Origin of the sequence: Actinoplanes sp. KI2 (genome assembly GCF_025630775.1) — a bacterium.
Classification (GTDB): Bacteria; Actinomycetota; Actinomycetes; order Mycobacteriales; family Micromonosporaceae; genus Actinoplanes.
The window spans coordinates 1-450 of record NZ_JAOSZE010000160.1 but is presented as its reverse complement, the minus strand read 5'-3'; the positions used below and the strand labels follow the sequence as shown (position 1 = coordinate 450).

Annotated in this window: 1 pseudogene; it reads left to right on the top strand. The window is 69.6% G+C overall.

Features of this window, described 5'->3' with window-relative positions:
- Positions 1-450, top strand: a pseudogene (locus ODJ79_RS46765) (nitrate reductase subunit alpha); the annotation flags it as partial.

The window sequence follows — 450 nt, the reverse complement described above, 5'->3', positions numbered from 1 at the left end:
CAGCCGATCCCCGGCCGGACGATGCCGAAGCTGGTCGAGGTCGAGCGGGACTACACCGCGGTCGCCGACAAGATGGCCTCGCTCGGACCGCTGGTGGACACCCTCGGCGCGACCACCAAGGGCGTCACCTTCGAAGTCGGCAAGGAGATCGAATACCTGAAGGACAAGAACGGGGTGGCCCGCAACGGCCGGCCCTCGCTCGCCCGCGACGTGCACGCCTGCGAGGCGATCCTGGCGCTCTCCGGCACCACCAACGGCCACCTCGCCACCCAGGGCTTCCGCCAGCTCGAGCGGCTCACCGGGATGAAGCTGGCCGATCTGTCCGCCGAGCACGAGGGCAAGCAGATCACGTTCGCCGACACCCAGTCCCGGCCGACGCCGGTGATCACCTCGCCGGAGTGGTCGGGGTCGGAGTCCGGCGGTCGGCGGTACTCCGCCTTCGTGATCAAT